Source organism: Erwinia sp. AC075, assembly GCF_979253995.1.
Window position 1 is genome coordinate 1684851 of record NZ_CEEDEU010000001.1, and the last position, 24475, is coordinate 1709325.

The window sequence follows — 24475 nt, forward strand, 5'->3', positions numbered from 1 at the left end:
CCCTCCGCGCGCGCTTGTCGGTTTAACGCGATAAAATTCGTCTGCTTAATCCTACGGCTCGCAGTTCTGCCATTAAATGCGTTAACAGCCAGTTGAGCATGCTGGGAAATTAATTATCACGCTAATTAAAAAAGCGGAAAGTTAACTACTCTCCGCGACAATAATAACCCTGGTAATTATCAATTCCCAGCTTGAAAGGATTAAAAAAACAACAGAAACATCCCGCAACACCAAATTAACTAAAATCGCAAATACGCTTTTATTCCAAGCCCATTTTTATTTTTGTTATTGAACAAAATAAACACAAAAAACACACGGCAGCACTAGTTATTAAATTAGAGAAATAATGTTATAGAAAGGTAAAATAAGGACACTTTATACTCTAAAACAACAATATACACCGAAATACAACGACAAAAGCAACCTCTATCCATGATAAGAAAGTGGCATTAAAAAGAAGAAAAAAAGCTAATTACTATTGGAAATTCTGATAACCCACCCTTATTTACATAATGTTACATATATTTAGTTTTTATGTCACGCTGTCCTGTGTCATTTTCTTTTCCGACGCATTCGACGTCATTACAATAATTAATTCACAGGGTTACTTAATGATGAAGCGCAACTTTCTGGCATGGGTCATTCCTGCCATCCTCGGGATTGGTAGCGTTAACGCCGCCGAAATCTACAATAAAGACGGTAACAAAGTTGATCTGACCGGCAAAATTAACGTCAGCCACCTGTTCTCTTCTGATGATGCTAACAACAGCGATAACAGCTATGCCCGTATGGGCTTTAAAGGCCTGACGCAGATCACCGACCAGCTCAGTGGCTATGGCCGTTGGGAATATCAGTACCAGTTGAATAACTCAGAAGGTGATGACGCGCAGACCGGCAATAAAACCCGACTGGGTTATGCCGGCTTGAAGTTCGGTGACGCCGGCTCGTTCGATTACGGCCGCAACTACGGTGTGATTTACGATGCGCTGGCTTACACCGATATGCTGCCAAAATTTGGCGGTGATTCCGCCTATACCGATGCCTTCCTGGCCGGCCGTTCCACCGGCGTCGCCACCTGGCGTAACAGCAACTTCTTTGGTCTGGTTGATGGCCTGAGCGTGGCCGCCCAGTATCAGGGCAAGAATGAGCGTAGCGGCGCTAACGCGGTCCGCCGGGCAAATGGGGATGGCTATGCGGCGTCCATTGCCTATGATTTTGACTTTGGCTTAAGCATGGTTGGCGCCTACGGCAGCATTGACCGCACTAACGCCCAGAATCTGGCTACCCGCGGTGAAGGCGACCGCGCTGAAATCTGGTCAACGGCCGTCAAGTATGATGCCAACCAGATCTACCTTGCTGCAATGTATGGCGAAACGCATAACGCCACGCCAATCAGCGGCGGATTTGCCAACAAAGCGCAGAACTTTGAAGCGGTTGCGCAGTATCAATTCCTCAACGGTTTCCGCCCTTCCCTGGCGTATGTCTCTTCACGGGGTAAAGACATCGAAACCATTGGCAGCGCAGACATCTATAAATATGTCAGCGTGGGTGCCAACTACTACTTCAACAAAAACATGCTGGCGTATGCCGAATACCGTATCAACCTGCTGGACAGCGATAATGGGCTGGGCCTGGCGGATGACGACATTACCGCCGTCGGTCTGACTTACCAGTTCTGACCGATCCTGACCTCATCACCCTCTGCCTGTGTCTGAAGAAGGTGACGTGTTAAAGGGCCTTTACGGCCCTTTTTTTATGCTCAGCAATCCCGCGTGTGCATCAGGTCAGGCGGTAGTACCTGTCCGGTTTTGGTGTGTCAGGCAGATCGCGCTGGTTATTCATCTCGAGAAGATTGATCTCAATATTGGTGCACATGGCATCCATCGGCAGGTGGTTGTTGGCATAGCCAAACGGCATCTCCAGCTCTTCGGCCAGCGTATCCAGCGACAGGAAACTGTAGGCGATAAACACCGAGACCAGCGGCGTCATGTAATGCAGATCCGGCACCAGCGCAAACGGCAGTAAGGTACAGAACAGATACACCGTGCGGTGCAACAGCAGACCATAGGCAAAAGGCAGCGGCATGCTGGCTAAACGCTCACATCCTCCCAATACCTGCGACAGCTGATGAATGCTGCTGTCCAGCTGCGCATACACGATATCGGATACCTCGCCAGTACGGCGCTGCTCCGCCAGCCACTGAGAAATCTTCATTTCGATGGCATTGGTCTGCGCCCGGCGGCGCAAAATTTCCTCGGCCTCGTCACCTAAATAACGATGAAGATCCTCTTTGGGATCGGTCTGACGTAACTGATGCTTCAGGCTGTAACAGAAGGCCATCAACAGGGCACTGATGCGCGGCGCATCGGTCGGCGAAATCGCCAGTACCTGACGCATAATGGTTCGACTGGCGATCAGCAGATTGCCCCACAGCTGGCGGGCTTCGGTGAAGCGTGCATAGCAGACGCTGTTACGGAAGCCGAGGAAGATGGCGATCGACACGCCGAGCAAACTGAACGGCGCGAGCGTCAGCTTGACGCCCAGCGTCTCGTACCAATCGAGGCAATAAATCGCCACGATAGACATCAGCAAATTCAACCCAAGCCGAAACATGATGCCGGACAGCACAGAACCGTGCCAGGAGAATAAACGAACAAACCAGTGGCGATGTGGACGAATTATCATAATTGAGGATCTGCAGGATTTTTCTGGATTCTGGCAAATTCCGACGGCGCTGCACAGCGGTTTTTTGTGATATTGATCTCATTTAATCGTGACAGGAGCGCGTACTGACGACCCCCTGAGCGCCTTCCCTTCCCTGCTTAACACAGCAAAACTTACCCGCTGACACCCTAAATTGACGTAATAGAGGGCGTTGTAGTCGATCGGCGGGCGGAATTGCCCCGACCCACGGTCGGAATATTTTTCAGGATACTTTCGACAAAAATACACGCTTATCAGACCTGATTAAATAAACACCCTGCGTTACAGCGCTAATTAAATGGAACCGATAAGCGATTCACGTAACGGTTAACATTAATAATAAAAATATTAAGCGGTAAACACCCCATCAACAAATTGAACTTATTCCCTGTGGATGCCATTAAAGATCGCTCGCGAGCGAAGCCAAATAAAACACAATAAAATCAACGCATTGTTAAATTAGTAAACATAATAATAACGTTATCGTTAAATAAAAAGCGCATAACACCTCAATTACCCACCCGCGAAATAAGTGATCTAAATTAAATATTTACATTTTGTTACGTATATTATGTTCATTTATTCAGCCCCTTCATGGCATTTTCTAACGCGACGCAAGTGGGCGTCTTAAAATGAACAGGGTGTTCGCATAATGAAAGTCAAATTATTAGCATTGGTTATTTCTACCTTCATGGGAATCGGCTGTATTCATGCAGCTGAGATCTTCAACAAAGACGGCAATAAAATTGACCTCAACGGAAAGGTCGATGTCTCGCGCATTTTTTCCTCTAACGACAGCAAACACGGTGATGACAGCTACGCCCGCTTAGGCTTCAAGGGCGAAACGCAAATCAGCGACAGCCTGACCGTCTACGGCATGTTTGAATACCAGTTCCGGCTTGATAACCCCGAAGGCGAAGGCGTGCAAAACGGCAACCGCGCCCGCCTGGGCTTTGCGGGTCTGAAGTTCGGTGACTACGGTAGCCTCGACTATGGCCGCAACTACGGCCTGATTTATGACGCGCTGTCATACACCGATGTGCTGCCTAAGTTTGGCGGTGACGCCGCCTACAGTGACGTGTTCCTTACCAGCCGCTCGGGCGGTGTCGCAACCTGGCGCACGTCAAACCTGTTCGGTATGGTTGAGGGTCTGCAGTGGGCTGCCCAGTATCAGGGCAAAAATGTACGTGAGGGCAGCCGCAGCGTTGTCCGCTCTAACGGTGACGGTTACGCCACGTCGGTGGGCTATAACAGTGATGCCGGTATCAGCATGGTTGCCGCCTGGGCCAGCATCGATCGAACCGATGCGCAGAACCTGGCACTACGCGGCGAAGGCAAGCGTGCCGAACTCTGGTCAACCGCCATTAAATATGACATGAACCAGTTCTATCTGGCGGCCATGTATGGCCAGACGCGCAATGCGACACCAATCGACGGCGGCTTTGCCAACAAGGCGCAAAACTTTGAAGCCGTGGCTCAGTATCTGTTCCTTAATGGCTTACAGCCGTCGCTGGCGTATGTCGCCTCGCGCGCGAAGGATATTGAAGGGGTGGGCGATGCGGATATTTATAAGTACGCCAATATCGGCGCGAAGTACTTTATGAATGTGAATATGGTGGCGTACATCGAGCACCGCATCAACCTGTTGAAAGAGGACAACCCGCTGGGTCTGCCAACGGATGATATCACCGGCATCGGCCTGATTTACCAGTTCTAACCCTCGCTGCATTACCCCCGGGCCTTTCACCTGTGTCTGACAAGGAAAGGCCCTTTTTGACGTCTGCGGCTCAGGGTGCCATCAAATCATACGGGTTTTGCTGATCCCCCTGCAGAGTGACCGGTGCAACCAGCTTCAGGGTGATCCAGTTAGAGGTGACGCGCTGCTGCTTGCTGTCCTCCAGCGTGACCGAAAGACGATACTCATTGCTCGCCCCTTCTGAACTGTCCCAGGCCGGAATAATGATGCTCCAGCCCTGCGGATCGGTATTGCTGGCGGGCGGCGTCAGGCTCAGCGCCTGGGTATCACCCTGCCAGCTGATGGCCTTGATCGCATTGGCATGACGAATTTGCAGCTTCAGCGGCAGCGTTTCGCCCGGCTGAACCTGCCACGGCGGCGTGGCGAGGAACACCGACAGCGTCTTACTTTGACGGAACTCCATCACCGGTGAGTTATTCCGGTTCACCGTGTCATAGCGGCTGCCGCTCAGCGAACGGGCTGCCGCCACGTTATCCGCCGACAGCTGCTTGCTAAGCGCGACGCCAATCTGATAATTCATCTTCAGACCGAACTGATCCTGGGTTTCGCCGGTATCTGCGGTTTTATGGCTGGCGGTGACGGTAAACAGCGGCACCGGGGTATAGCTGACGCCCAGCTCAATCGCCGACGGATTGCTGCCCTGGGTGCCGCTGTTAAACAAATCCACGTTGTCACCAAGATATTGCTCATAGCTTAACGAGACGCCCAGCTGGCGGTAAAACGGCAGATAGCCCTGCGACGTGATGTCATAACCGCGCGCCATACGCATCTCGGTCAGGCTGTTTTGATCACGCCAGCCGGACAGCGGCTGATAATAGTTGGCGGAGAAGCGCAGATAGTCGCCCCAGGCTTCCGCGCCCAGCGATCCGCGCTGCTGATTGGATTCAAACATCTGATCGACAAAGGCGTTGTATCCGACCCGCCAGTGACCGGCCACCCAACGCTGCCCCACGCCGGCATTGCCCACCAGACCGTAATCGGTCTGTTCGACGCCGAGCTGGCTGAAGGTGAGATAGCGATAGTTGTCCGCCCAGGGCGTCACTAATTGCGCAGAAGTGCCGGAAAAGTCGCCCTTCATATCCACCATCAGCGACATACTGGCGCGACCGTAAGGTGAGAGCAGCTGCTGCCCTTCGGTCTCGGCCCGTTTGGCGGCCTCGTCCCGGAAGTGATTGAATGCCCACTGGCCCGCCTCGCTGCCCAGTGACTGATCGTCATCACTGCTCATACTGGCTTCGCCAATGGTTTTCATCGCCTGGGCGACGCGTTTCTCTAACGCGCTGTCATCAGATGCGGTGCTGCCTAAGTCCGGCAGCGACTGGCTAAAACGGGCGGGATCGTCAAACGGCGCATCGGCGACACGGGTATCCGTGGTCAGCGCCTGCGCATCATGGTCAGCACCGCCGGCCAGAACCAGCACCAGCACAGCGCAAAGTGAGCGGATCGGGTGAAATTTTGTCATAACCTCAATGATTGCCTGCGGCAATGCAGTTTTTAAACGTGAAAAACGTAAGACAGATCACAAATCTAATCAAAGGGTAACGTAATACGCGGAGGAGCGCGAGTCAGATGGCTCCTGGTTGATCGGATTCTATCCAAATCATCCAGTTAACTGGCGAACATAAGGAGGATCGTCCAGGCTTTGACCAGGCATTTACCAACAGGATGTGACTGATGAAAAGAATTTTGCTCTGTTTCTCTTTGCTGGCTTGTGCGACTGCGGCCAGCGCCGCGCCCGTTTTCACCCTCAATTCGCCCGACTTTAATGACAATGATGTGATGGCCAAAACCTTTGCCGGCAATGCCAAAGGGAATGCCAGCTGCACCGGCGAAGGCATCTCGCCGGCCCTGAGCTGGAACAATCCGCCGCCGGGCACCAAAAGCTTTGCCCTGACGCTGGTGGATCCGGTCGGCGCAAAAGGACTGGGCGTCAATCATATGGTGGCCTACAACATTCCCTTCCAGCGCACCAGCTTTGCCAGAGGAGAGTTGACTGACGGCAAAGGCTATACCGGCGGCAAAAACAGCCCAGGCACCCTGCGCTATTACGGCCCTTGCCCGCCGGCAGGCAGCGGACAGCACCACTATAACTTCACGCTGATCGCCACGGATTTACCCGCCAACGCGCTGGGACAGGGCTTAACCCGTGAGGAATTGCTCAGCAAATTAAAAGGCCACACCTTAGGTGCGGCCGGATTGATTGGGCGGTTTGGCAACGAGTAACCGATGTCCTCAGGACATGATTAATCCGCCGTCGACGTTGATGGTCTGTCCGGTGATGTATCGCGCATCATCGGACGCTAAAAAGGCCACCAGCCCGGCGACATCCTGCGGCTGCCCTGCCCGCTTCAACGGAATATTTTGCACCCACTCCGCCATCAGCTCGCCCTTGCCGTAGGTTTTCTGTTCGGTGCTGAGAATTTCGCCCCACACCCGATCGTTATAATCCCACATCTCGCTTTCGATAATGCCCGGACAGAAGGCATTGACGGTGATGTTCCACGGTGCCAGCTCCTGCGACAGGCTCTGGGTAATGCCAATCACGCCCATTTTACTGGCGGCATAGTGCGGCGTGTAGATAAACCCCTGACGTCCCTGGCCTGACGAGGTGTTGATCAGGCTGCCCGACTGCTGTTTGACCATATATTTTGCCGCTTCACGGCAGCACAGCCAGACGCCGGTAGTGTTCACCGCCAGAATCTTATCAAAGTCAGACTTCGGCATTTTGTCGAAGGTATCGATGGTGATCACCCCCGCGTTCTGAATCGAGACGTCGATGGTGCCAAAGCGGGATGCCGCTTCCTGATACAGATGCTGCACCTGCTGTTCATCGGTGACGTCCACCTGCAACGCGAGGATCTCACTGCCGTGCGCCGCCTTAATCTTTTCGGCGGTTTCGAACACCCGCTCAGCGTTTGAAACCATCACCAGACGGGCGCCGTCGCTGGCGAAACGCTCGGCGATGCCCGCCCCAATTCCCCGACAGGCGCCGGTGATCACCACGGTTTTGCCCGCAAAATTACGCTTCATGCTGTTCTCCTTGATGGGTTTGGCCAGCAGGCTGCCAGAGCGTGCGCTGTACCGCCTCACGCCAGCCTTGCCAACTGGTGTTAAGTTGCTGATGGCGGGCGGCGTCAGGCAGCCAGCAATCGTGTTCAGGTAACAGCGCGATCAGCTGGCTGTCGTTAAGCTGTTCCAGTGCGCGCCTTGCCAGTAGTCCCGCGCCCAGCGCCGACAGTTCTGGCGTACTGCTGCGCGCCACCGGGCAACCCAGCAGATCGGCCTGAAACTGCATCAGCCACGGGTTTTGCGTCGGGCCGCCGTCGACCATCAGCGTCTCAAGATGGAAGCCGGGATGCTGACGCATGGCGGAGATCACGTCGGCAATCTGGTACGCAATGGCTTCCAGCGAAGCGCGGATCAGATGGGCTGGCTTCACGCCACGACTGAGGCCGCAAATCACCCCGCGCGCCTGATCGTCCCACCAGGGCGCGCCGGTGCCGGTCAGCGCCGGCACGAAATAAGCGCCCAGCGTTGAGTCGATGCTGGCAGGCAGTTCATGCAGCGCCCGGCTGAGGACCTGTCCTTTGCCGTCGGTCAGCCCGGTGGCCTGTGCCATCCAGGCCACGCCGTCGCCGGTGTGCGGAATATTGCCTTCCAGCCCGTACACCAGACGTTCGCCATCGTGCCAGGCGACGGTGGTCGCCAGCTGAGTAATACTGGTGTCCGGCGTCAGCAGCGGCGCCATCACCGAAGAACCGGTGCCGTAGGTCGCTTTTACGCCGCCCGCCTGCCCCAGCCCGTGCCCATAGAGCGCGGCATGGGAATCGCCGACCATCGCCATAATCGGCAGACCATCGGGAATTCCGCGCAGGCCACGGGTGGTGCCAAACAGTCCGCTGGACGGATGAATTTCGGGTAAGGCCACGCGCGGCAGGCCAAACAGCGCCAGCATCGCCTCATCCCACTCGCCGGTTTGCAGATTCAGTAGCTGGGTGCGTGCCGCGTTGGAGGTATCGCAGCGGAACTGCTTGCCACCGGTAAAATGCCACAGCAGCCAGGCATCGATAGTGCCGAGGCAGAGCTCACCGTTAGCCGCCCTTTCCGCGCCATCTGCGGTGTTATCCAGCAGCCAGCGCATTTTTGAGGCGGAAAACAGCGGCGCAATCGGCAGGCCGGTCACCGAGCGGATCAACGCGTCCTGATGATCGCCTCTGAGCTGCTCGCAAAATGGTGAAGAGCGGGAACACTGCCAGGTTATTGCCGGCGCGATCGGTTTCCCGGTCGCCCGCTCCCAGCCCATCGCCGTTTCACGTTGGTTACTGATTGCCAGTGCCGCGACACGATTTTCGCCAACGCTGTGGATAACCTCGCTGACCACGGTCAGCGAGGCGTTCAGCAGCATCATGCCGTCCTGCTCCACCCAACCTGACCGTGGCGTGTCCACCGTCAGCGGGCGCGAGGCTTTGGTCACTACCTGTCCACGGGCATCAATGGCGACCGCTTTAACATTGCTGGTGCCTTCATCCAGCGCAATGATCAGCTCTCTAGCCATGACTGACCTCAGAGAGCGGCGCGGCCGCCTGCTTTTTTTCGTGACGACGCATCAGCACCACTTTGCTTTGCAGCCGTTGCTGGAACTGGTCGATAACCACCGCGGTGACAATCACCAGGCCTTTGATCACCATCTGCCAGAAGTCGCTGACGCCCATCATCACCATGCCATCGGCGAGGAAGACGATCACGAACGCGCCGATAATTGAGCCCGACACGCGACCGCGACCGCCCGCCAGTGCGGTTCCACCCAGTACCGTGGCCCCGATAGCGTCCATCTCAAACATGTTACCGGTCATCGGGTGCGCCGTTTGCAGCTGCGAGGCGACAATCAGCCCCACCAGCGCCGCACACATCCCCGAGAAGGCGTAAACAAACACTTTCACTTTGATGATCGGCACACCGGCCAGCCGGGCCGCCGACTCGTTACCGCCGCTGGCGTAGATATAGCGACCCAACGGCGTTTTACGGGTGATATACAGGCCGACCAGCAGCAGGCCAACCATCATCCAGATCGGGATATAGACGCCCAAAATGCTGCCCGAGCCAAGAATGGCAAAGCCGGTATTGCCCAGCTGCGGCAAGCCCACCAGGTTGGCGTAGGTGCTGCCATCGTTCCATAACAGCGCGGCACCGCGCGCGACATACATCATGCCCAGCGTACAGATAAACGGTGCCACACCGAGCCGGGTGATCACCGCGCCATTGATCAGCCCAACCACGATGCCGAACAGGGTGACCACCAGGATCACTTCCGGCACGTTCAGGAACAGCGTTTGTCCGCCCCACAGCGGCAGGCCGTTGGTCAGCAGCGCACCGGCCACCATGCCGCAAATCCCGGCCACCGCGCCGACCGACAGGTCGATACCGCCGGTGAGGATCACCAGCGTCATGCCGATCGCCAGCAGGCCGGTGATCGCCACGTGCTGGGTCATGATCAGCAGGTTAGACGGAGTCAAAAAGTTCGGCACCATCACGCTGAAAAAGCCAATGACGATCAGCAACGCGATAAACGTACGGGCCTTCAGCAGATACATATAGAGCAAATATTTCTGGTTCATGGTCTTGTTCCTCAACGCCCGGGGGGCACGCTAATCATGTGGAGTGGACGCCGTGATAAGCCGCTCGCGGGTGGCTTCAGCCCGGGGTAAATCGGCGGTGATTTTTCCATCGGCCATCACCAGGATCCGGTCGGCCAACGCCATGACCTCATCCAGCTCTGAGGAGGAAAACATCACTGCCAGTCCCTGCCGGGCCATTGACCCAATCAGGTGATAAACGTCAGTTTTGGCGCCGACATCAATGCCGCGCGTCGGCTCGTCCAGCAGTACCACTTCCGGGCCGGTCATCAACGCTTTGCCTAGCACCACCTTTTGCTGATTGCCGCCGCTAAGCGAGGTGATCGGCAGTTCGACATCGCTGACCTTGATCGCCAGCCGTTCAATCATCTCGTTGACCCGCTGCGCTTCTTTCTGCGGATGCAGCAGGTTCAGCGCGCGGCGAAAGCCTTTCAGGCTCAGATCGCTCAGGGTCATATTGGTTTTGATCGACATCAGCTCGATCACACCTTCGCCTTTACGATCTTCCGGCACCAGCGCAATGCCCTTCTTCAGGCGGTACTGGAAATTGCGCTTGTCGAGGCATTCGCCGTTCAGCGTGACGCTGCCGCTCTGGCAGGACATCAGGCCAATCAGACCTTTGAACAGCTCGGTACGTCCGGCCCCCAACAGGCCATAAATGCCGACCACTTCGCCTTTGCGCAGCGAGAAGCTGACGTCGTTAAGCTTGTAGCCGCCGTTCTGCGCCAGCGCGGTTAAGCCATTGACGTTGAGTACCGCGTCGCCCTGCTCGGCGGCCTGATAATCAAAGTGCTTTTTCTTGTCGCCGACCATCTGCTCGATGATCCACGGCACGCTGGCATCGCGGACTTCACGCTCGCTGATAAAACGGCCGTCGCGGAAAATGGTGATGTGATCGCCAATTTCCATCAGCTCTTCCAGCCGGTGCGAGATATAGATGATGGTGACGCCACGGCGCTTCAGCGCCTCAATGACGTTAAACAGCACCTTCACTTCCGACTGGCTGAGGGCGGAGGTCGGCTCGTCCATGATCAGCACGCGGGTGTCTTTCGACAGCGCCCGGGCGATCTCGACCAGCTGCTGATGACCAATGCCCAGTTCGTTCAACGGCGCATAGGGATCGACATCCAGCTCCAGCCTTTCCAGCAGCGCCTTCGCCAGCTGGTACTGGTATTTCTCGTTGATCACCCCGCGCTGGAAGAATTCGTTGCCGATAAAAATGTTGTCCATCACGTTCATATTCGGGAACAGGTTCAGCTCCTGAAAAATGATGCTGATACCGTGTTTCTCGGCCTGCTGCGTGGTGTGTAAGGTCACCGGCTCGCCATCCAGCAGGATCTGCCCGGAGGACGGCACTTCCACGCCCGCCAGCATTTTCATCATGGTGGATTTGCCCGCGCCGTTTTCGCCAATCAGCACGTTGACCTTGTTGCGATACACGCGATAGTCCACCGAATCCAGCGCGGTGACGCCCGGATAAATGCGGGAAACATTGCGGGTTTCGATAATCACGTCCGACTGCTGGCTGGCCGGCGTCAGGACATCCGCTTCAGTGCGCGCCATGATTTACTCCTGTTGACGGACAACGCGGGCCGGAGTGATATCCGGTGCGGATTGCGGCACGTCCCAGCTGCTGAACACGCCATCGACTTCCACCCGATCGCCCACTTTCGGCTGAAGTTTTTTCACTTCATTCGAGGCCAGGGTGTTGATCGCCCGGCCGTAATCCCCAAACAGCACCTGATCGTTGAAGTCCTGATAGCTGGAACCTTTGTAGACATCGCGCAGGGCGGTGCCACGAATTATCGGGCCAATCTGCACCACCACGTCCTGGCCGCTGACGTCTTTTATCGTCATCTTGCCGCTGCGTGAGGTGGTATTCACCGCCGACACCGTGCCGTTAATCTTCACGGTGAAGACGCACGGATTCTCTTCCTGGCTACGGTAGCCAAACTGCTTACAGGCGCTGTCGATGTCCTTCGCCGCGGCCAGATCTTTCATTACCTCGCCCAGCGGTTTGGCATCGTTTAGCACCTGCGGCACGATCTTCTGCTGATAGGTATTGGTGACGTTCGCCATGGCCGGATTGGGTGGGTTTTTCAGGTCGGCTAATTCCTGTTGCGACACAATGCGGCAACCGCCAAGGGTTAACGCCGCGACTGCCAGCCAGACTCGCCTGGACATAAATTCTCTCCTTTGCGCCCCGTAAGGGGCGCAGCAGTATCACCACAACCACGACTCAGGATTTGTAATTGAAGTCCTGAACCTTCGAGGCATTGTCCGGGTTGATCAGAATGCCGCGGAACATCACACGCTGTTTCTCAGGCTTGGTGCCTTTCTGGATAAAGTTATCGAGATCGGTCACACCCTGCGCAGCGATGGCCTGAGCCTGCAGCATCACGGTGGCTTTCAGCGTGCCGGCTTTCACCGCGTCACGTTCATCATTGCTGCCATCAATACCGACCACGATCACATCGTTACGGCCTGCGGCTTTCAGCGCGGCAATCGCCCCCAACGCCACCGGGCCATTACCACAGATCACCCCTTTCACGTCCGGATGCGCCTGCAGAATACTGTCCATGATGCGCTTGCCGTCGATCAGGGTGCCTTTCGCATCCTGGCGGGCGACGCTTTTCATGTCGGTGTACTGGTCGAGAACCTGGTGGAAGGATTTGGAGCGGGTCACGCAGTTATTGTCGGCGAGGTTACAGGTCAGTTCGGCATAGCTGCCCTTTTCACCCATTTTCTCGACGAAGACGTTGGCGACGTCAGAGCCGGCCTGGAAGTTGTTGTGGGTAATCTGCTCCAGCGCGACGTTGTCGACCGGAATTTCGCGGTTAATCAGCACCACCGGAATGCCGGCATCCTTGGCTTTCTGAATGGCGGCGACGCTGGCGGTGGAGTCGGCGTTATCGAGGATAATGCCCTGCACTTTTTTACCGATCGCGGCATCGATCAGCTCGCTTTGTTTCTTCACATCTTCGCCGTGAGACAGGACCGACGTTTTATAGCCTAACTCCTGCGCCTTCATATTGGCCCCTTTCGCTTCTGAGGCGTAATAAGGGTTATCCAGCGAGTTCACCATTATCATAATGGTGCCTTTATCGGCTGCCAGCGCCGCATGGGAAAAAGTGCAGGCGGTGGCAACGGCTAATACAGTTAAACGCATGTTCATAGTGATGTTCTCTCATTATTGTAGGGTCAGCGTGTAGGGTATTGCGTTCGGACTCGCTTCTCTGGTCTGGGCGAAGTACTACCAAATGGTAAAGCCGCCATCGATCATCAGATCGGCGCCGGTAATCATGTCGCTACCGTTGCTGGCAAAGAACAGCACGGCGGCGGCAATCTCGTCGGTGTAGGCGAAGCGTCCCATCGGGATTAATTGCTTCATTGCCTCACCTTTTTCTCCCCGCCAGGCTTTTTCGCCCATTGGTGTCAGCACCACGGTCGGAGAGAGGGTATTCACGTTAATTTTGTGTGGCGCAAACTCCTTTGCCATCACCTTGGTCATGCCCAGTAATCCGGCTTTGGCTGAGGTGTAAGCCACATGGTTATCGATGGCGATGGAGGCGGCCTGCGAGGCGATATTAATAATTTTTCCGCCCTTGCCGGCTTTCACCATGCGTTTTGCCACCGCCTGCGAGCAGAGGAACGGCCCGGTCAGGTTAACGGCGACCTGCTTTTGCCACTCGTCAAACGCGGTTTCCAGCACCGGCTGCAGCATCACATAACCGGCGCAGTTGACCAGAATGTCGATATGGCCGTAATGCGCATCCACGTCTGAGATGGCCTGTTCCACTGAGGCCGGGTCAGTCACATCGCACTGCACAAACTGCACGCGGCTGGCGTCAAACTGGCTGGCCACGTCGCTCACTTTGCTCTGTTCAAATGCCGGGTAAAGCAGCGCCAGGCTGGCGCCTTTTTCCAGCAGCATTTTATTGCTGGCCATGGCGATGCCGCCCAGCCCGCCGGTGACCACCGCGACCTTGCCGGTCAGATCCATGTTGGTATCCACGCCATAGCGCAGATTGACATCATATTCATTGCTCATCAGTGGGTCCTCAGGCGGCGGCGACAACGTGTTGTAAGGTGGTGCGCAAACCTTCCGCATCAATGCGGAACTGGCTGCGCAGTGCAGCGCGACTGCTGCTGTGGGTAAATTCGTAAGCCGGGATCCCCAACGGGGTAAACCGCTGGCGCAGCGCATGCTTATGCAGAATTTCACCGATAATGCTGCCCAGACCGCCGCTCAGCGAATGCTCTTCCATGGTGATCACCTGCTGGTGCGCGCTGATCAGTTTCACCACCGCAGCTTCATCCAGCGGCCACAGCGAAGGCAGGGAAACGATGGTGATGCTGTCGTCTTTTGCCGCCAGCGCTTCATGGGCCAGCGTGCCCATACAGAACACCACCGTCTCTTTGCCTTCCTGCAGCACTTCCGGCTTGCCGGGAACGAACTGGTAATCGTCGCCATGCAGCACCGGCACTTTGTCACTGTCCATACGGATATAGACCGGACCGGTGTGCTGAATGGCGTAACGTGCAATGGCGCTGGCCTGCACGGCATCGGCCGGGGCAAACACCTGCAGGTTGCCGAAGGTGCGGGCAATGGCAATGTCATTGGTACAGTGGTGAGTGGCACCCAGCGGCCCGTAGGCGAAGCCGGCGTTCAGGCCAAGCATTTTGACGTTGGTTTCGGTGTAGCAAATATCGTTTTTGACCTGCTCATTAGAGCGGGCAAAAAGGAACGGTGCGGCGTTGGCGGTAAACACCGTGCGGCCGCTCAGGGCCATTCCCGCCGCCATGCCGACCATGTTCTGCTCGGCGATGCCGACGTTAATCACCCGATCGGGAAAGGCCTTTTCAAATGGCGCAATTTTGGAGGTTGAGGTGGAGTCAGCAACCATCACGCTGAGGTTCGCCCCGTTCTGTTGTTCATCCACCAGCGTGGCGATGATCGCGTCGCGTAAGTCTTGCATTAGTCTTCCTCCAGCTCTGCCAGCCCAAGGGCCAGCTGCTCATCATTAGGGACCGAGTGGTGCCAGGCCGGGACGTTCGCCATAAAGGAGATGCCGTGGCCTTTCTCGGTATTGGCGAGGATCACCCGGGGTTTGCCGGTCGACGGCTGATTCACCGCATTGGCAATGGCTTCAGGATCGTGACCGTCGCACTCCAGCACCTCGAAACCGAACGCCAGCCATTTATCTGCCAGCGGTTCCAGCGGCATGATGTCTTCGGTTTTGCCCGCCAGCTGCAGGCGGTTGCGGTCCACAATGGCCACCAGGTTATCGAGCTTGAATTTGCTGGCGGACATCGCCGCTTCCCAGTTCGAGCCTTCCGCCAGTTCACCGTCGCCCAGCAGCACAAACGCCCGACGATGGCCCATGCCGGACAGCTTGTTGCCCAGCGCCAGGCCGACGCCGATCGGCAAGCCGTGCCCGAGGCCGCCGGAGTTAATCTCGACCAGATCCGGCAGCTTTTGCCTGACCGGATGGCCTGCCAGCAGCGTGTCGTCGCCCATAAACTGGTCGAGGATCGCCGGGTCAATCAGCCCCATCGCCGCCGCGCTGCAATACAGCCCGCCTGCGCCGTGGCCTTTCGATAAAATAAAACGATCCTGATCGGGACGCTCAGCACCGCGATCCATCACCCCCATAAACAGCGTACAGATGATGTCTACCTCTGAGAGGTCGGCGCCGGTATGCCCTTTTCCCGCCCGATGATTCATTTGCAGGACATAACGTCGGGCCTGACGCGCTGTCTGTTTGATTGCCTGAAAGTCCATCATTACCTCTTCGTCTGTAACGCCGCTGACCGGATAGCGAAGTGGCAGTCCTGCGGCTCATTCGTTTTCGAATAAAAATATACGCTATCGTTTCTAAGCATATTGTGGGGTGGATCAAATTTCAAACAAAAGCCGGTCGAAAGATTAAGTCCTTGATCTACCAGTTTAATCCCCATTATTCAGAATAAGAGTAAGGACAAAAATGCTAAAAATATGTTTAAAATCAAGGCTGTTGCCGTGCATAGACTTTCGAACGAAAACGAAAAGGGAAAAATACCAGACTCGCATTCAATCGAATGCAGAGGTAATATTTGCGCTAATGGCCGTTTGGCGCGGGTTTTCGCCCGTTCAGCAGGTGAAGGGAGAGTTTCGGTTGAAAAGCAAAAGCGAACAATTAGCCGACATGCAGCAACGGCGGGAAAAAATCCTTGAGATGATCCGGGAAGACGGCACGGTGACGGTGAAGATGCTGACGGAGGCCTTTGGCCTGACGGAAGCCACCATCCGTACCGATCTCCGCGTGTTGCAGAAAGAGGGACATGTCCAGCGTTATCATGGCGGTGCCACGCTGATGACCGGTAAGCAGAATACCGGCGCGCTGATGCTGGAGAGGCAAACCCATCTTGATGAGAAGGATGCCATTGGCCGGCTGGCGGCGGAGTATATCGAAAATGGCGATACGGTGATTTTCGACTCCGGTACCACCACCACCGCTATCGCCCATCATCTGGGGCACATCAACAAGCTGTCGGTGGTCACCACCGCAGTCAATATCGCGCTGATGCTGGGCGGTGAGCCCGGCGTCAATATTCTGCTGACCGGCGGCACCTTTAAGTTCCCGACTCTTTCCACTTCCGGCGAGAAAGCGGCCAGCTTCTTTGAGAACGTACTGGCCGAGAAGCTGTTTCTGGCGACCGCCTGCATTTCACCCAAGCTGGGGCTGAGCTTCCCGAGCGAAACCGATATCAAAGTCAAAAGCGCGATGATCCGCTCGGCCAGCACGGTGTATGTGGTGGCCGACTCCAGCAAGATCGACAAGGTGTCGATGTTTGCCCTGCCCTGTGACTGGAGCAATATTCAGTACCTGATCACCGACAGCGGCATCAGCGCCGAGTCGACAGAGGCGTTTGAAGCGCTGGGCGTCAGGGTATTGATTGCCCGGGGATAGCCTCACTGGCGTAAAACCGGCAGGATAAAAAAAGGCGTCCTGCCTGTGCCGTGAGCACGAAGTTGGACGCCTTTATCCAAAGCACTCGCGCAACCGTCAACGGTCAAACAAATGCATTGTTGTGTATCCCTGTTTTTGCAAAGCCTGTGCCAGATCGTCAACCCTCTGATTCCTCTGATAAAGGCCAGAAAGCGTCAGGTCAACTGGCGCCAGTTGCCGAATCACGCCGGCGATTTTGCCCTGCCATGATGCACAAATCGCACTCCCGCTGTGCATTTCCTGACCAGCCCGATTGCGCGGCTTTTTTTAGCACTGTCCGCTTGCCGCCAACCGGCTTCTGATTGGATTAAGCACCTTCAGAGCCGCCTGCTGAAACTCGCTGGCTTTTAACTGAAAAAAGCGTGTTGGCATAAAAAAATCAGCCTGGGCAAAACATTAGCCACATTGATACGTTAAGCCTTGAAGCCGTTAACAGATGATGCCCGCTCTGAGCGCCGCTATTCATGCGGTCTGGCGACAGTTTATCGATCCTAATCAAATTGACTTCTTGTCACCTTTCAGGCAAAGATTGTCACCTCTCAGACCGCTGATAACATGTAAAGTGGCGGCCTGCAATTGTTCCCATTCTCAAAAGCGTCAGGTAAACTGACAACGAATTTATCTTTCTGTAAACCTGACTCTTTTTTTCTTGTTACCGACAGTTTACCTGAGCGGACGATGACAATGATTGTGGGGTTTTGCCTGTGGACTATAAGACTCACTGATGAAATGCATGAGGACCAATGTGAAAATAAGCATCGCGTTTACCCTGTTGGCAGTGCTGTCCCTGTCCGGATGCAAGGCTCCTCCTCCGCCGATAACGGATGACACCATCGTAACCAGCGAAGTGGATGGCGTGAAGTTCACCCACCGTCACGCGGTGCAGGCACCGACGTCGTTTACCCCCGTCAATGAGACCTACCGCGCGCTGTATAATGCGTCGGTGATGACCAGCCCGGATTTCAGCGGCAAGAACGTCCGCTATCTTGAAAATGGCAAACCTTTCACCGTACTGGGTGAAGTGGAAAATCACTGGCTGGCTATCGCCGATCCCGATCAGGAACAGCTGATTGGTTACGTGCCGTTCAAAGCCGGCGTGAAAACCGACCTGTATGACGCCACGATCAAAAGCGATCGTCCCCGCCCACGTAAAAACGCCAAAAAAGTGTGCGTCGATGTGGGTGGCCAAAGTAAAGCCTGCCGCAACAACGCGACGGCCACCTGGATCCTGGAATAATCGCGTTCTGCGCCACGGACGGCCAGAAATCACTCTTCGATCCGACGACCCAAAGCGCCCGCCTTGCTGGCGCCACACAGCCGAGACAGTAAAAGCCTGATGACCCCGGAATACCCCGCTGACGCGCTTCCTTACGTCAGCCCAGAAAACCCGTTGCTGGCCGCAGCGGCACCGTTGCTGAATGCAATTGTGCAGATCCGCCTGGCAGCCACGCATGACGACCCTGCCGGCCTGCGTCAGCAACTGGTCGATGAGATCCGCCTGTTTGAAACCCGATGTAAACAAGCCGGCCTGCCTTTTGACATGATCATTGGTGCCCGCTACTGCCTGTGCAGCGTGCTGGACGAAGCCGCGGCGCAAACCCCGTGGGGCACGCGCGGCGTCTGGTCGGGCAACGGTCTGCTGGTCACCTTCCATAATGAAAGTTGGGGTGGCGAAAAAGTCTTCCAGCTGCTTTCCCGCGTCTCGCAAAATCCCAAATTGCATCTGCCGCTGCTTGAGGTGATCCACTACTGTCTGCTGCTGGGCTATGAAGGCCGTTACCGTGGCATCGACCAGGGTAAGCTGCAGCGTGATGCGTTGCGCACCCGCCTGGCCCAGTTGATAAGCGATACCCGCGTGCAGCAGCAACCGCTGGTCGAACCCCAGCCGTTATCGCCCGCCAGCCAGAACACCTTCTGGCGACCGCCGGTGCCGTTGTGGGCATGCGTGATGCTGACCGCCTTTGTGGCCTGCCTGATTTATTCCGGCCTTAACTGGCGTCTGGGGAATTCGGCGGAGCCGCTGCTGCGTGCCATCTGGCAAACGCCGCTGCCCAAGGCCGAACCGGTCAGACGCTCAAACTCGACGCAGGCGATGCTGGATTTGCGCACGCGGCTGGACGATCTGATTGTTGACCGCACGCTGGATGTTGCCGACGGCGCCAATGGCAGCAAGGTGATTATTGCGGCCGACAAGCTGTTTAACCGCGGCGGCAGTGATTTAACCCCTGCGGGCCGGGCGATCATGGTGCGCGTCGCCGCCGCCATGGACAACATCAAAGGCACGCTGCAGGTCAGCGTCTATACCGATAACCAACCGCAGCGCACCGCCCGCTTCCCGTCTAATTATGAATATTCGCTGGCCCAGGCCCATACGCTGACCTCGCTATTGCAGCAGCTGATGATCCAACCTGGCCATATGATCCGCGGTGAAGGCCGCGGTGACAGCAACCCACTGCTGCCGAACGACAGCCAGGAAAACCGGGCGCAAAACCGCCGGGTGGAAATCCTGCTTTTCCCGGCGCCTGAAGTTCAAAGCAGCAGCAAACCCGCGGGGAAATCCTGATGTCTTCTCGCCTTTATTCCCTGATTTTTAGCCGCCTGCTGTGGGGCTTTTTCGGCATCAGCGCGCTGTCGGCGGTGATCTGGATGCTTGGCCCTCAGCTGTTAATCGGCAGCCACCACTGGCTGGAGCCGGTCATTAATCGCCAGCTGGCCATTTGCCTGTGCTTCTTCCTGTGGATTATCTTCCAGCTGATCCCCCAGCTGTATCGCGCCTGGTTTAACTCGCGCTTGCTGAATAACCTGCAGCACAATGACAACGTCGATTATGCCGACCGGGCGATGACCGAAGAGTTGCTCAGCACCCGCTTCAGTGAAGCGGCCATGCGGCTGAAGAAAACCCAGTTTAGCGGGCGGGATCGCAAGAAAAAGCCGCGCGGCTGGCTGCAGCGCGTTAATTCCCAGTATTTGTACCAGCTGCCCTGGTACATGATTGTCGGCGCGCCTGGCGCGGGTAAAACCACGGCGCTGGTGAATTCGGGTCTTGAATTCCCGCTCAGCGACAGCTTTGGTAAAACCGCGCTGCGCGGCGTTGGCGGCACCCGTCATTGCGACTGGTGGTTTACCGAAGACGCGGTGCTGCTGGATACCGCCGGGCGTTATACCCTGCAGGAAAGCCAGCGCGCGAAGGATGCCAGCGAGTGGCAGACCTTTATCACCCTGCTGAAACGCTACCGCACGCGTCAGCCGATCAACGGGGTGATCATGACCGTCAGCGTCGCCGACCTGCTTAGCGACTCGGCGGAAGCGCGCTTTAATCAGGCGACGGCGCTGCGCCAGCGTATGTCCGAACTGCACCAGCAAACCGGTATCCACTTCCCGGTGTATGTGATGGTGACTAAAACGGATCTGCTGAAAGGCTTTATGAGCTATTTCGCGTCGCTGGATAAAGCGCAGCGCGATCGCATCTGGGGCTTCAGCTTCCCGTGGGAAAATAACCGCCAGAGCGAATCGGCCATCAACCAGCTGTTCGACCGCCAGTTCCGCCTGCTGACCCAACAGCTGCAGGACGATCTGGCCGGCAATATGGCGCGGGAAAGTGACCTGACGCTGCGGGCCGAGTGCTTCCTGTTCCCGCAGGAGTTTGCTTCTTTACGGCCACTGCTGGCGGAATACCTCGATATTGTCTTCTCACCGGAAAATGGCGAGATGCCGTGGTCCGTGCGCGGCGTGTTCTTTACCAGTGGCACCCAGGAAGGGCTGCCGTTTGACCGCATTATGGGTGAGTTGAACAGAAAGCTGCAGCTGCCGCAGGCGTCAGGCCACTCCATCGCCAGCTGGGATTCGGTTAACCGCCATGCGCCAATCCCCGCTAACAAAGGCCAGAGTTATTTTATCCGCTCGCTGATGGATGACATGATTTTTGCCGAAAGCGGGCTGGCAGGCAGCGATCGCTCCTGGGAGCACCGCAACCGGCTGCTGCACTGGGCCGGCTATGCCTCGCTGGCACTGGCGCTGATGATTGCCACCATGCTCTGGACCACCAGCTATTATAAAAATCAGCAGTATCTGCACCAGGTGGAAAGCCGGATGATCGCGGTCGACCAGCAGGCGAAACGGCTGGCAGCCAATAACTCCGGGGATATCCTGGATCTGCTACCCTTCTTAAACAGCCTGGTGGCGTTGCCGCAAAGTGAGAGTTTCTCGGTTGAAGCGCCCCCGCTCAGCATGCGCGGTGGATTATATCGCGGTGGCCAGGTGAGCGATGCGGCCTGGGGCTTTTATCAGAACGCGTTGAAATCTCTGCTGCTGCCGCGCGTGGCGCAAAACATCACCCAGACCCTGCGGCAGGATAAAGGCGATGACAGTGAATTCAGCCGGAATGCGTTGCGCGCGTATCAGATGCTGTATCAGCCACGCAGCTATGACGGCGAATTCTTACGCGGCTGGGTGATGCAGAATCTTCAGCGCACCCTGCCGGCGAACGTCACGACCCGCCAGCTTCAGCAGCTGGACTGGCACCTGAGCCAGCTGCTGGACCGGCAGATCCAGAGTTCTCCCTTTATCCGGGACAATACGCTGATGATGAGAAAGTTAGCGCTGGATTTGGAAAATGCAGGACGACAGCCCGAAACAGGCACGGTAATTATTCCTGCGGCTGAACGTGTGGCAGCGAACGTTCACTGAATAAGGTCAGCACTATGGCAGAAAATACAGAGTTGGGATGGTACGGCAAGCTGCCTTCCACCGGTGATTTTCTTCAGCGCAGGTTGCCTGAGGCGATGGTCAACAGCTGGTCAAACTGGTTCCAGCTCGGTTTATCGCACTGGCATCACCACAGTGAGCGCAACGCCGAGCTGTTCAGCCGGGCGCCGGTATGGAATTTCGCCCTGCCCGCCACGCTGGGCGTGCAGCGGGTGCAGATTGGCTGCCTGCTGGCCTCACGTGACAGAGTGGGTCGCGCGTGGCCGCTGCTGGCGGTACAAAGCGTGCCGGTCAGCCTCTGGCATCCGGCGCAGCTGGCGGTGTCGGGCGACTGGTTTAGCCACCTCGGCCTGACTTTGCACCGTGCGGTGTCAACGAACGTCACCCCTGACGCACTCAGCCAGGCATTACTTTCCCTGCCGCCCCTGTCGCTTCCTGACACCGGCAGATCGGACATTATGGACGTGATTGGCTACCAGGATCTTCCCTGTACGCTGGCCTGGCATGAAGTCTCCCAGCGTTTTAATCCCGGCCAGTACACCAGCTACTGGTGGACCAATCAGAGCGACGGCTATCCTCTGGTCAGCCATAAACACAGCGGCAACCTCACCGCACAGCTTTTTTCACAATTATTCGATCCGGCCGCCGTGGCGCAACCGGGTCGACATGGACTCTATCCTCCGATGTTTGAATAGAGTTATTTGGCCTCTGGCCCTGGCTTCAGGAAAAGCGCATGCGATTTACCATTGTTGAGAGCAGAACCGAGGCGCCCGTCACCGCCTGTGACTTTGTCGCCCCCGGCGGCACCATTGGCCGCAGCGTGGATAACGATCTGGTCCTTCCCGATGACGAACGTGCTATTTCTCGCCTGCAGGCGGTGGTGCACGTGGCCAGCAGCGGCGACTGCCGGCTGACCAGTCACGGCAGTGTGATTGCGGTGTTGCATAACCAGGCGCCGCTGGCACGCGGCAGCCAGATTGCGCTGCAACATGGCGATTTGCTGAGCATTGGCGACTATCAGATCCAGGTCAGCGATCCGGCACGGGCCAGCGAAACGCCGTTCAGCGATGTCGACCCGCTGGCCCTGTTTGGCGAGGATCACTCGCTGCCGGCCGATCCGTTGGGGATCCTGCATGAAGAAGAGCCGATCGTTATCCACTCCAGCGATGCGCAGACGCCGGAGCAGCTCGCGGCGCGCACCGCCCGCCAGAATGATGCCAGGCTGGGAATCGAACCGATTGGTCATGACGCGCCTTACAGCGAACGCCCGGCCAGCGACAGCAACGCCGAACGGCTGCTGGCGGCGCTGATGGAAGGCATGGGTCTGGAGCACGGTGCGGGTAAACCGGCGCTGACCGAAGATCAGCTGCGGATGACCGGCAGAATGCTGAGCCTGTTTTCGCAGGGAACGGTTGCCCTGCTCTCTTCGCGCTCGATCCTCAAGCGCGGCGTGAAGGCCGAAATGACCATGATCCTCAATGAAGCCAATAACCCGTTCAAGATCCTGCCGTCGGGTAAAACCGTGCTGATGCAGATTTATCAGAGCCAGATGCCGGGCTTTATGCCGCCAGAGCAGGCGGTGCGCGATGCGCTGGTCGATCTGCAGGCGCATCAGCTGGGGATGATTGCCGGTATCCGCGCGATTATCGCCGCCATGCTGCAGTCATTTAATCCTCAGCGGCTGGAAGATAACGCGAAACGTGATGGCGTCTTGCCAAAATTTGGTCTGCCGGGCAGCAAAAAAGCCGCGATGTGGCAAGCCTATCAACGTCATTATCAGAACACCTCAGGCGAAATTGAAGACGATTTCCATACCCTGTTTGGCGATGCATTCCTGCAGGCCTATGACATGGAAGTGAATCAGTACAAAGACTCACAAATCCGACCGGAAGATGAATGAAGATTAACACTGCCTCGACCTCAGAAATTGGCGCAAGAGAGAGCAATCAGGATGAAACGGGTGAGTACACCGGCGCGCATTCTGCCTGTTTTTTAGTCTGCGATGGTGTGGCGGGCACCGAGGGTGGTGAGATCGCCGCCCGGCTGGCCCGTGATTCGTTACTGACCGAATTTGCCGATGACCGGCCGATAAATCCGGCTGATACCGAAAAATGGGTCACCAAAGCCGACCAGGCGATCCGCCAGGCGCAGAGGAATAATCTGAATTTTAAGCGCATGAGCACCACCCTTGCCGCGCTGTTTATTGACCGCGTGCAACAACGCGCATGGTGGGCCCACGCTGGTGACAGCCGTGTTTATCACTTCCGTCGTGGCTTCATCAATACGGTGACCCGTGACCACAGTCTGGCCCAGCAAATGAAAGAGGCCGGTGTTGATAATTCCGGTATTAACAGTAATTTACTTTATAATGCGCTCGGCGCGGATGGCACGCTTCCGGTCAGCTACAGCGATGTGATCCAGCTGGAAGATGGCGATGCCTTTCTGGTCTGTACCGACGGCTTCTGGTGCAGCCTGTCGCCGCAGGAAATGGAGCAGGCGCTGCGGATGGTCAACTCGCCGGAAGAGTGGCTGGCACTGATGCAAAAAGCCATTAATCGCAGTGAAAAAAAAGACAATTTGAGTGCTGTGGCCGTTTGGGTAGGCTCGCCACAGGAAACCACCCTATTACAATCGATGGCGGATTCGGCTCGTTTTTTACCGCCGCGTGATTAACACCAAGGATCGCT

Annotated in this window: 21 protein-coding genes; 10 read left to right on the forward strand and 11 right to left on the reverse strand. The window is 56.4% G+C overall.

Going from position 1 to position 24475, the window contains the following annotated elements; genetic code table 11:
• Positions 1-611: 611 nt before the first annotated feature.
• The gene (locus tag AC0IXH_RS07895; RefSeq protein WP_013201880.1) at positions 612-1679 is read left to right on the forward strand and encodes a porin OmpC; all 1068 of its coding nucleotides are present in this window, start codon (positions 612-614) and stop codon (positions 1677-1679) included.
• Between the two features lie 100 nt (positions 1680-1779).
• Here AC0IXH_RS07895 and AC0IXH_RS07900 read toward each other — a convergent pair whose 3' ends face one another.
• On the reverse strand, positions 1780-2685 hold the full coding sequence (locus AC0IXH_RS07900) for a bestrophin family protein (protein ID WP_105759161.1): 906 nt from the start codon (positions 2683-2685) through the stop codon (positions 1780-1782).
• 667 nt (positions 2686-3352) lie between these two features.
• Between AC0IXH_RS07900 and AC0IXH_RS07905 the strand changes: the two genes are divergently transcribed.
• Complete coding sequence (locus tag AC0IXH_RS07905; RefSeq protein ID WP_471721136.1) at positions 3353-4420, forward strand: porin; 1068 nt, start codon at positions 3353-3355, stop codon at positions 4418-4420.
• Between the two features lie 70 nt (positions 4421-4490).
• On the opposite strand, the gene AC0IXH_RS07910 is transcribed toward AC0IXH_RS07905, so the two are convergent.
• The gene (locus tag AC0IXH_RS07910) at positions 4491-5921 is read right to left on the reverse strand and encodes a YchO/YchP family invasin (RefSeq protein ID WP_013201877.1); all 1431 of its coding nucleotides are present in this window, start codon (positions 5919-5921) and stop codon (positions 4491-4493) included.
• 212 nt (positions 5922-6133) lie between these two features.
• Between AC0IXH_RS07910 and AC0IXH_RS07915 the strand changes: the two genes are divergently transcribed.
• Positions 6134-6682, forward strand: a complete 549-nt coding sequence (locus AC0IXH_RS07915) for a YbhB/YbcL family Raf kinase inhibitor-like protein (RefSeq protein ID WP_346567976.1) — start codon at positions 6134-6136, stop codon at positions 6680-6682.
• A gap of 9 nt (positions 6683-6691) precedes the next feature.
• Here the strand turns inward: AC0IXH_RS07915 and AC0IXH_RS07920 are convergent, their stop codons facing one another.
• From AC0IXH_RS07920 to AC0IXH_RS07960, 9 genes are all read right to left on the reverse strand, one after another.
• Positions 6692-7489 (reverse strand): glucose 1-dehydrogenase, encoded by a 798-nt coding sequence (locus tag AC0IXH_RS07920; RefSeq protein WP_053143516.1) that lies wholly within the window; start codon positions 7487-7489, stop codon positions 6692-6694.
• Positions 7479-9014, reverse strand: coding sequence for an FGGY family carbohydrate kinase (locus AC0IXH_RS07925; protein WP_471720292.1), 1536 nt, complete (start codon positions 9012-9014; stop codon positions 7479-7481). The genes AC0IXH_RS07920 and AC0IXH_RS07925 overlap by 11 nt, the downstream gene beginning before the upstream one ends.
• Positions 9007-10074 carry an ABC transporter permease gene (locus tag AC0IXH_RS07930; protein WP_013201873.1) on the reverse strand — a complete coding sequence of 356 codons (1068 nt, stop codon included), beginning with the start codon at positions 10072-10074 and terminating at the stop codon, positions 9007-9009. The genes AC0IXH_RS07925 and AC0IXH_RS07930 overlap by 8 nt, the downstream gene beginning before the upstream one ends.
• A 30-nt stretch (positions 10075-10104) precedes the next feature.
• Positions 10105-11655, reverse strand: a complete 1551-nt coding sequence (locus AC0IXH_RS07935) for a sugar ABC transporter ATP-binding protein (RefSeq protein ID WP_471720293.1) — start codon at positions 11653-11655, stop codon at positions 10105-10107.
• A 3-nt stretch (positions 11656-11658) separates the two neighbouring features.
• Entirely contained in the window at positions 11659-12276 is a 618-nt protein-coding gene (locus tag AC0IXH_RS07940; protein ID WP_471720294.1) for a DUF2291 family protein, read from the reverse strand.
• A 55-nt stretch (positions 12277-12331) separates the two neighbouring features.
• Positions 12332-13267, reverse strand: a complete 936-nt coding sequence (locus tag AC0IXH_RS07945) for a D-ribose ABC transporter substrate-binding protein (protein ID WP_041691990.1) — start codon at positions 13265-13267, stop codon at positions 12332-12334.
• A 78-nt stretch (positions 13268-13345) separates the two neighbouring features.
• Positions 13346-14143 carry a GolD/DthD family dehydrogenase gene (locus tag AC0IXH_RS07950; RefSeq protein WP_053143520.1) on the reverse strand — a complete coding sequence of 266 codons (798 nt, stop codon included), beginning with the start codon at positions 14141-14143 and terminating at the stop codon, positions 13346-13348.
• 10 nt (positions 14144-14153) lie between these two features.
• Positions 14154-15071 (reverse strand): transketolase family protein, encoded by a 918-nt coding sequence (locus AC0IXH_RS07955; protein ID WP_013201868.1) that lies wholly within the window; start codon positions 15069-15071, stop codon positions 14154-14156.
• Complete coding sequence (locus tag AC0IXH_RS07960) at positions 15071-15877, reverse strand: transketolase (protein WP_041692280.1); 807 nt, start codon at positions 15875-15877, stop codon at positions 15071-15073. Before AC0IXH_RS07960 ends, AC0IXH_RS07955 begins: the two co-directional genes overlap by 1 nt.
• Before the next feature lie 373 nt (positions 15878-16250).
• Here AC0IXH_RS07960 and AC0IXH_RS07965 point away from each other — a divergent pair, with 373 nt between their 5' ends.
• The 7 genes from AC0IXH_RS07965 to AC0IXH_RS07995 all read left to right on the forward strand — a co-directional run bounded on the left by AC0IXH_RS07965 (position 16251) and on the right by AC0IXH_RS07995 (position 24461).
• A complete protein-coding gene (locus tag AC0IXH_RS07965; RefSeq protein WP_346594766.1) occupies positions 16251-17045 on the forward strand; it encodes a DeoR/GlpR family DNA-binding transcription regulator in 795 nt (264 codons plus the stop codon).
• A gap of 763 nt (positions 17046-17808) precedes the next feature.
• Complete coding sequence (locus AC0IXH_RS07970; RefSeq protein WP_013201865.1) at positions 17809-18321, forward strand: SH3 domain-containing protein; 513 nt, start codon at positions 17809-17811, stop codon at positions 18319-18321.
• A gap of 99 nt (positions 18322-18420) precedes the next feature.
• Positions 18421-19647, forward strand: a complete 1227-nt coding sequence (gene icmH, locus AC0IXH_RS07975; protein ID WP_013201864.1) for a type IVB secretion system protein IcmH/DotU — start codon at positions 18421-18423, stop codon at positions 19645-19647.
• Positions 19647-21770, forward strand: coding sequence for a type VI secretion system membrane subunit TssM (tssM, locus tag AC0IXH_RS07980; protein WP_471720295.1), 2124 nt, complete (start codon positions 19647-19649; stop codon positions 21768-21770). Before icmH ends, tssM begins: the two co-directional genes overlap by 1 nt.
• Before the next feature lie 14 nt (positions 21771-21784).
• Positions 21785-22483 carry a type VI secretion system-associated protein TagF gene (gene tagF, locus AC0IXH_RS07985; RefSeq protein ID WP_346567985.1) on the forward strand — a complete coding sequence of 233 codons (699 nt, stop codon included), beginning with the start codon at positions 21785-21787 and terminating at the stop codon, positions 22481-22483.
• A gap of 38 nt (positions 22484-22521) precedes the next feature.
• The gene (tagH, locus tag AC0IXH_RS07990; protein WP_471720296.1) at positions 22522-23688 is read left to right on the forward strand and encodes a type VI secretion system-associated FHA domain protein TagH; all 1167 of its coding nucleotides are present in this window, start codon (positions 22522-22524) and stop codon (positions 23686-23688) included.
• A complete protein-coding gene (locus AC0IXH_RS07995) occupies positions 23685-24461 on the forward strand; it encodes a PP2C family protein-serine/threonine phosphatase (protein WP_134823983.1) in 777 nt (258 codons plus the stop codon). The genes tagH and AC0IXH_RS07995 overlap by 4 nt, the downstream gene beginning before the upstream one ends.
• Positions 24462-24475: the final 14 nt, after the last annotated feature.

Excerpts from the sequence above, each read along its gene's own strand:
- AC0IXH_RS07895 (WP_013201880.1), top strand. The coding sequence starts at position 612 with ATGATGAAGCGCAACTTTCTGGCATGGGTCATTCCTGCCATCCTCGGG.
- AC0IXH_RS07925 (WP_471720292.1), bottom strand. The coding sequence starts at position 9,014 with ATGGCTAGAGAGCTGATCATTGCGCTGGATGAAGGCACCAGCAATGTT.
- AC0IXH_RS07970 (WP_013201865.1), top strand. The coding sequence starts at position 17,809 with ATGAAATGCATGAGGACCAATGTGAAAATAAGCATCGCGTTTACCCTG.
- tagF (WP_346567985.1), top strand. The coding sequence starts at position 21,785 with ATGGCAGAAAATACAGAGTTGGGATGGTACGGCAAGCTGCCTTCCACC.
- tssM (WP_471720295.1), top strand. The coding sequence starts at position 19,647 with ATGTCTTCTCGCCTTTATTCCCTGATTTTTAGCCGCCTGCTGTGGGGC.
- AC0IXH_RS07915 (WP_346567976.1), top strand. The coding sequence starts at position 6,134 with ATGAAAAGAATTTTGCTCTGTTTCTCTTTGCTGGCTTGTGCGACTGCG.
- AC0IXH_RS07930 (WP_013201873.1), bottom strand. The coding sequence starts at position 10,074 with ATGAACCAGAAATATTTGCTCTATATGTATCTGCTGAAGGCCCGTACG.
- AC0IXH_RS07900 (WP_105759161.1), bottom strand. The coding sequence starts at position 2,685 with ATGATAATTCGTCCACATCGCCACTGGTTTGTTCGTTTATTCTCCTGG.
- AC0IXH_RS07940 (WP_471720294.1), bottom strand. The coding sequence starts at position 12,276 with ATGTCCAGGCGAGTCTGGCTGGCAGTCGCGGCGTTAACCCTTGGCGGT.
- AC0IXH_RS07950 (WP_053143520.1), bottom strand. The coding sequence starts at position 14,143 with ATGAGCAATGAATATGATGTCAATCTGCGCTATGGCGTGGATACCAAC.
- AC0IXH_RS07910 (WP_013201877.1), bottom strand. The coding sequence starts at position 5,921 with ATGACAAAATTTCACCCGATCCGCTCACTTTGCGCTGTGCTGGTGCTG.
- tagH (WP_471720296.1), top strand. The coding sequence starts at position 22,522 with ATGCGATTTACCATTGTTGAGAGCAGAACCGAGGCGCCCGTCACCGCC.
- AC0IXH_RS07920 (WP_053143516.1), bottom strand. The coding sequence starts at position 7,489 with ATGAAGCGTAATTTTGCGGGCAAAACCGTGGTGATCACCGGCGCCTGT.
- icmH (WP_013201864.1), top strand. The coding sequence starts at position 18,421 with ATGACCCCGGAATACCCCGCTGACGCGCTTCCTTACGTCAGCCCAGAA.
- AC0IXH_RS07945 (WP_041691990.1), bottom strand. The coding sequence starts at position 13,267 with ATGAACATGCGTTTAACTGTATTAGCCGTTGCCACCGCCTGCACTTTT.
- AC0IXH_RS07935 (WP_471720293.1), bottom strand. The coding sequence starts at position 11,655 with ATGGCGCGCACTGAAGCGGATGTCCTGACGCCGGCCAGCCAGCAGTCG.
- AC0IXH_RS07995 (WP_134823983.1), top strand. The coding sequence starts at position 23,685 with ATGAAGATTAACACTGCCTCGACCTCAGAAATTGGCGCAAGAGAGAGC.
- AC0IXH_RS07960 (WP_041692280.1), bottom strand. The coding sequence starts at position 15,877 with ATGGACTTTCAGGCAATCAAACAGACAGCGCGTCAGGCCCGACGTTAT.
- AC0IXH_RS07955 (WP_013201868.1), bottom strand. The coding sequence starts at position 15,071 with ATGCAAGACTTACGCGACGCGATCATCGCCACGCTGGTGGATGAACAA.